6 protein-coding genes are annotated in these 6,236 nt (G+C 65.3%); 4 read left to right on the forward strand and 2 right to left on the reverse strand.

The features are described 5' to 3' along the window. The first annotated feature begins 287 nt into the window (after window positions 1-287). From Q0105_RS00125 to Q0105_RS00135, 3 genes are all read left to right on the forward strand, one after another. Complete coding sequence (locus Q0105_RS00125; protein ID WP_298207482.1) at window positions 288-1,331, forward strand: diacylglycerol kinase family protein; 1,044 nt, start codon at window positions 288-290, stop codon at window positions 1,329-1,331. A 43-nt stretch (window positions 1,332-1,374) separates the two neighbouring features. Further along, window positions 1,375-2,163: a metallophosphoesterase gene (locus tag Q0105_RS00130; RefSeq protein ID WP_298207484.1), complete on the forward strand. Its 789-nt coding sequence runs from the start codon at window positions 1,375-1,377 to the stop codon at window positions 2,161-2,163. Between the two features lie 259 nt (window positions 2,164-2,422). Further along, on the forward strand, window positions 2,423-3,505 hold the full coding sequence (locus tag Q0105_RS00135) for an adenylate/guanylate cyclase domain-containing protein (RefSeq protein ID WP_298207486.1): 1,083 nt from the start codon (window positions 2,423-2,425) through the stop codon (window positions 3,503-3,505). Between the two features lie 31 nt (window positions 3,506-3,536). On the opposite strand, the gene Q0105_RS00140 is transcribed toward Q0105_RS00135, so the two are convergent. Further along, a complete protein-coding gene (locus Q0105_RS00140) occupies window positions 3,537-4,253 on the reverse strand; it encodes a haloacid dehalogenase type II (protein ID WP_298207488.1) in 717 nt (238 codons plus the stop codon). 104 nt (window positions 4,254-4,357) lie between these two features. On the opposite strand from Q0105_RS00140, the gene alaC reads away from it, so the two are divergent. Beyond that, complete coding sequence (gene alaC, locus Q0105_RS00145) at window positions 4,358-5,584, forward strand: alanine transaminase (RefSeq protein ID WP_298207490.1); 1,227 nt, start codon at window positions 4,358-4,360, stop codon at window positions 5,582-5,584. Between the two features lie 132 nt (window positions 5,585-5,716). Here the strand turns inward: alaC and Q0105_RS00150 are convergent, their stop codons facing one another. Next, complete coding sequence (locus Q0105_RS00150) at window positions 5,717-6,163, reverse strand: hypothetical protein (protein ID WP_298207492.1); 447 nt, start codon at window positions 6,161-6,163, stop codon at window positions 5,717-5,719. Between the last annotated feature and the right edge of the window lie 73 nt (window positions 6,164-6,236).

Here is a 6,236-nt window from a genome sequence, read left to right on the forward strand (position 1 = left end):
GTGTGGGATGGTGGGCGGGTCTTGCCATCACCCTGCAGGGCATCCGCCCTTTTTACAGGAGCGCGCAGCAGCCCACCAGCTTGTGGGGAGAATGGGCGATGGGCTGTTTGTTGTCGGCCCGCGCTGACAGGTGCAAGGCGCCGCTGCTGGCTGCGCTGCCAAGGCCCCCTGTGCGAGGATGCTGTGATCGACCACAGAACCTACAAGCCGGGGTTGATGCGTGCGCCGCCACTGCCTCTTGCTTTCAACTCAATGGCCGCCGCACCCCGCTGCGAACCTGCACCACCATGAAACCTCTTGAGCCTTCACACCCCGCCCGCTGCCGTGGCCCCATCCACCTGGTGGTGCCCAAGCGCCCCGGCGCCGATCTGGACCTGCTGCGTGCCAAGCTCGAAGGCGTGACCGCCTGGAAGGCGCACGACGTGGTGTGGCATGTGCCCGCCCGGCGTGGCGACATCGTGCAGTTGGCCGATGCCGCTGCGCAGGCGGCCCAGGCGGATGGCGGGCTGGTGGTGGCCGCGGGTGGCGATGGCACCATCAACGCCGTGGCTGCGGCGGCCCTGCGTGCTGGTGTGCCGATGGGCGTGGTGCCCATGGGCACGTTCAACTACTTCAGTCGCGAGCACGGCCTGGCGCTCGACCCCGAAACCGCCGTGCGGGAACTGCTGCAGGCGCTGGACGAGCGCGCTCTGCGCCCCGTGCAGGTGGGGTTTGTCAACCGCCGCATGTTCGTGGTGAACGCCAGTGTGGGGCTGTACCCCAAGCTGCTGGCCGACCGCGAAATGGCTTCGCGCCGGTTTGGCCGCACGCGCGGGGTGGCGGTGGCGGCGGCCGTGTGGAGCCTGTTCCGCCCGGCATCTGGCCGCCGCTGGCGCGTGGTGATGAAAACGCACGAGGGCGCCGAGGTGCGGCAAGAAGAGCACCTGGTCACCACGCTGTTCGTCGGCAACAACCCCCTGCAACTGGAGCGTATGGGCCTGCCGCAAGCGCGAATGGTGGCCGAGGGCGGGAAACTGGCGGTGGTGATGCTCAAGCCCCAGGGCCGCTGGGCCATTGCATGCACGGTGTGGAATGCGGCCACGGGCCAGCTCCACAAAGACAATGCCGTGCTCAGCATGGCCTGCTCTGAGTTGACCGTGGAGCCCGCCAGTTGGCGCCCGCCCCAGGTCAAGGTGGCGTTTGACGGCGAGCGCGAATGGATCGCGCCGCCCCTGCATTTCCACCTGGGTGCGCGCCCGCTGTGGCTGGTGGCGCCCGGCCCGCTGGTGCGCGACGATGTGGCCCAGGCCGCGCCAGCGGCTGTTGCCCAACCCGATGGGGTGCCTGCATGACACCGCGCTCGCATTGCCCGCCCGCAGCGTTCACACTGTCGCCATGACCGTCTTGATGCACCTGTCGGACCTGCACTTTGGCGCGCACGACCCTGCCGTGTGTGATGCAGCGCTGCGTCTGGCGCAGCGCCTGGGTGTGTCGATGGCCGTGGTGTCGGGCGACCTCACGCAGCGCGCCACTGCCAGCCAGTTTGCGCAGGCGGCGCGTTTCGTGCGGGGCCTGCAGGCCCGCAGCACCCTGGTGTTGGCAGGCAACCACGACCTGCCCCTGTTTGCCTGGTGGATGCGCTGGGGCAGGGCCTACGAGCGCTACGCGAAGCAGTTTGGGCTGGAGAACGAGCCCGTGCGGCAAGCCGGGGCGTTTTACGTGGTGGGGGTGAACACCACGCGCGCCTGGCGCCATGAGCGCGGCAGCCTCTCGTCGGCGCAGATCGAGCATGTGGCGGCGCTGCTGGAGCGCGCGCCGCCCGGCGCCTGGCGCATCGTGGCCAGCCACCACCCCCTGGTGGGCCGCGATGCCGATGACCGCGCCCACCGCCCCGCACGCGCCGACGAAGCCGTGCGGCGATGGCATGCCGCAGGCGCCCAGATGCTGCTGTCTGGTCACGTGCACGAGCCCGGCATCAGAGAGCATCTGCCGGGCCTGTGGGTCAGCCGCGCGGGCACGGCCGTGTCGCGCCGCCTGCGCCATGGCAGCCCCAACAGCCTGGTGGTGCTGGGCGTGGAGGCCTCGGGCACCGCCGCAACAGGGCCTGAGCGGTATGCCGAACGGTGGGATTACGACGGGGTGGCGGGGGAGTTTGGGCGCGTGCAGCGGCTGGCGTTGGGGTGAATTGGCCTGAAATGCTTCTATTTTGATAGCTCCTTGCGATTGTTCTGTAAGCGCTAGAGGCTAAAAAGAACCATATTTCTGCACTGCGCGCATCGCGGTGGTGCCGGGGTGTTGCGGTTTGGCCCGCAGTGGTTTCACTGGCTTGACCCGCACCGGGATGGAGGCCTATTCTGGGAGCCGATGTTCGCTGGCGCGGATGGGTGTTTGCAAGGGGTCGCCCCCGCAAGTACGGCCCCCGGTCGGCTTTTTGGCGAATCCTATGCACAAAGAATTTCACCACGATGCCGTGCGCCGCATGCAGGCGCTGATCGAACGCGAGACGGGCGCCCCGCTCCGGCAAGAGGCGTTGGCCGACATGGCGACCATCCTGCGTGGCATGGAATGCCCCGATGGCGCGGCCACCGAAGGCCTGTCCGTGGTGCCGCGCGAGGTCACCATTTTGTTGGCCGACCTGCGGGGCTTCACGGCGCTGTCGGGCTCGCAGCCTGCCTCGGTGGTGATTGCCGCGCTCAACCGCTGCTTGGCGCGGTTGAGCGAGGTGGTGTTCAAGTACCAGGGCAGCATCGACAAGTTCATGGGCGACTCGATCATGGTGTTGTTCGGTGCGCCGCAGGCACGCGACGACGATGTGGACCGCGCGCTGCTGTGCGCCGTCGAGATGCAGATCGCCATGCGCGAGTTGAACCTGGATCACCTGCGCGAGCGGTTGCCCGAGGTTTTTCTGGGCATTGGTGTGAACACCGGCACGGTGATGGCCGGGCGCTTTGGCTCCGACGTGTATTCCGAATACACCGTCATCGGCGAAGCGGTCAACCTGGCCTCGCGCATCGAGGCCCTGAGCCTGCGCGGCCAGGTGCTCATCAGCGACACGACCTACCAGCGGTGCTGGGGTTTGGTGTCGGCGTCTGAGCCGATGTTGGTCTATGTGAAAGGCCGCACGCAGCCGGTGAGCCTGCGCGAGCTGATCGCCATTCCTTCGCAAAAACTCAAGGTGCCGCGCCAGGAGTTCCGGCGCAGCCACCGGGTGGACGCGCGCCTGCCCTGCCTGTGCCAGCGCATGCGGGACAAGATCGTGGTGCCCCACATCGTGCACGGTGGTATTCGCGACATTGGCTACCACGGCTTGCTGGTAGAGCTGATCGAACCGCTGGAGCCCCACAGCGAGATCAAGCTGGAGTTCGAACTACCGCTGGTGGACTATCGCGTGGCCGATGTGTATGCGCGGGTCATCAACCTCAAGAAAGAAGGCGACGAGTGGGTGGCCGGGCTGGAGTTCACCTCCATCAGCGCGGAATGCCACGCCAAGGTGCAGATGTTCGTGCAGCTGCTGGTGGCGCACTGACCACCCTGGCAGCGCAGGAAAGTGCCCTGATTCAGGGGACTAGCATTCGCGCCAGATCGTTCAGGTCCGTGGCATGCAGGTCATTGCCGGGCTGTGGCGAAACATCCTTGGGTTGCGCCGCGCCAAATTCGTGTAGCCGCTCGATGTACGCCGTGCGCAGGCCGCAGGCCCGCGCTGCGGCCAGATCGTCGTGGTGGGCGGCCACCAGTGCCACCTGCTCGGGCTGCAGATCAAACACGCGGGCCACGCCCAGATAGGTGTCGGGGCTGGGCTTGTAGGCCCTGAAGACCTCGGCGCTCAGCACGCAATCCCACGGCAACCCGGCGCGCTTGGCCATATTGGTGAGCAGGCCGATGTTGCCGTTCGATAGCGTGGTGATCGTGAAACGCCGCTTGAGCCGTGTGAGGCCTTCCACACTGTCGGGCCAGGCGCTGAGCCGGTGCCACACGCGGTTGAGGTGGCGGCGTTCGGCCTCGGGCAAGTGCGCCAGGCCAAAGCGCGGCAGGATCTCGTCGAGGATGCCGCGGTGCAGGTCGTCAATCAAGGTCCATGGTTGCTCGCCCCGCATCACACGCGCCATGGCGGGCTGATAGCCTGCACGCCAGGCCAGTGCAAAGGCGTCGCCATCTACCGCGGGGTACAGCGCCTGCATCTCGCGCACGATGGAGCCGTGCCAATCGACCACGGTGCCGAAGATATCGAAGGCCAGCACCTGCACGCCAGCGAAGGTGGGATTCGTCGTGTTCATGCCCCCATCGTAGCGTGGCTTTGCGGTACAGTGCCTACGGGCCGGCCTTTCTGCCAGCCACGTCGCTCGGACGGTTCCGGGCGCTTACGTGAAAGTTCAACAGCATGTCTGCTTCTCAGGGCAAGCGCCGCTTTGCGCGCATCGATCGCCTTCCTCCCTACGTCTTCAACATCACGGCCGAGCTCAAACTGGCTGCCCGCCGCCGTGGCGAAGACATCATCGACATGAGCATGGGCAACCCCGACGGGGCCACGCCGCCGCACATCGTCGCCAAGCTCACCGAGGTGGCCCAGCGGCCCGACACCCACGGCTACAGCGCCAGCAAAGGCATCCCGCGCCTGCGCCGCGCCATCAGCCACTGGTACAAAGACCGCTACGCGGTGGACATCGACCCCGACACCGAGGCCATCGTCACCATCGGCTCCAAAGAGGGCCTGGCCCACCTCATGCTGGCCACGCTGGACCGGGGCGACACCGTGCTGGTGCCCGACCCGAGCTACCCCATCCACATCTACGGCGCGGTGATTGCTGGCGCCGACATCCGCAGCGTGCCCGTGGCGCCTGACGTGGATTTTTTTGCCGAACTCGAAAAGGCGATTCGCGGCAGCTACCCCAAGCCCAAGATGATGATCTTCGGCTTTCCCAGCAACCCCACCGCGCAGTGCGTGGAGCTGAGCTTCTTCGAGCGCGTGATCGCCCTGGCCAAAAAACACGACATCCTGGTGGTGCACGACCTGGCCTACGCCGACATCGTGTACGACGGCTACCGGGCCCCCAGCATCATGGAAGTGCCCGGCGCCAAGGACGTGGCGGTGGAGTTCTTCACCCTGAGCAAAAGCTACAACATGGCTGGCTGGCGCGTGGGCTTCATGGTGGGCAACCCCGACCTGGTGGCGGCCCTTGCCCGCATCAAGAGTTATCACGACTACGGCACCTTCACCCCGCTGCAGGTCGCGGCCATCGCCGCGCTGGAGGGCGACCAGCAATGCGTGAAAGACATCGCCGCCCAATACCAGCGCCGCCGCGACGTGCTCTACAAAGGCCTCACGGAATCAGGCTGGGCCGTGGACTGCCCCAAGGCCAGCATGTACATCTGGGCCCGCATCCCCGAACCCTACCGCGCGCTGGGCTCGCTGGAGTTTGCGCGGCAGCTGCTGGAGAAAGCCAAGGTCTGCGTGTCGCCCGGCATAGGCTTTGGCGACCAGGGGGATGAGTACGTGCGTTTTGCGCTGATCGAGAACGAGGCGCGGATTCGGCAAGCGGTGCGGGGGATTCGGGGGATGTTCAAGGCGGATGGATTATTGAGTGTGCCGACGATCGCACCGGTTTGAGATTCGAGAACCTGCAGGTTCAAGGCGAAACTAAGACCGATCCCGAACGGTTGGTTTGAACTAGACCTCCGTTCGTGGACGGCCAGGGGCAGTCAGTGGCAGCGAATGAAGACGGACGCTGAATGTTTGAGTTCAGACACCGCCGGAGGCGGTCGCCTGCAACGGCTGGTTAGACACCCCGAACCATGCGCGATACGGCTGCGCGTAGGCAAGCACAACGGATGCCCCCCATGCGTAAGACGCTACAAAAGTCAAGATAGCGGCGATACCCGACTGGACGTAAAGTCCACCCGCTAGCCCTGCAAGAAGTGAGGTTGCTGTTCCAAGAACCGCCAGCCTTGGAGCCCAGTGCCGGAACCGGTATAGACCGTAAGTTGCAACTAAGACGAGCGCTATGCTGGTTAAGCTTAGAGTCACACCGAACAGCAATCGAGGTAGTGACATCTCAGCAAAGTGAGCGCTTTCGGCATTGCGTATCCCCTCGGGAATTTGACTTGGGACGGCAAAATCAACGGCAACACCCATGAAGCCAAGGATGAGAGAAGACAGCAAAACTGCTTGGTAGTGAGATTTCGTCATTGGCTTACTTTGCACGGTGCTAGTGTGGTGTCTCAGAAGTAAGCATCAAATAATGGAGCTGGCAGCGCGAGCG

It is taken from the genome of Acidovorax sp. (assembly GCF_027492855.1).
Lineage (GTDB): Bacteria > Pseudomonadota > Gammaproteobacteria > Burkholderiales > Burkholderiaceae_C > Acidovorax.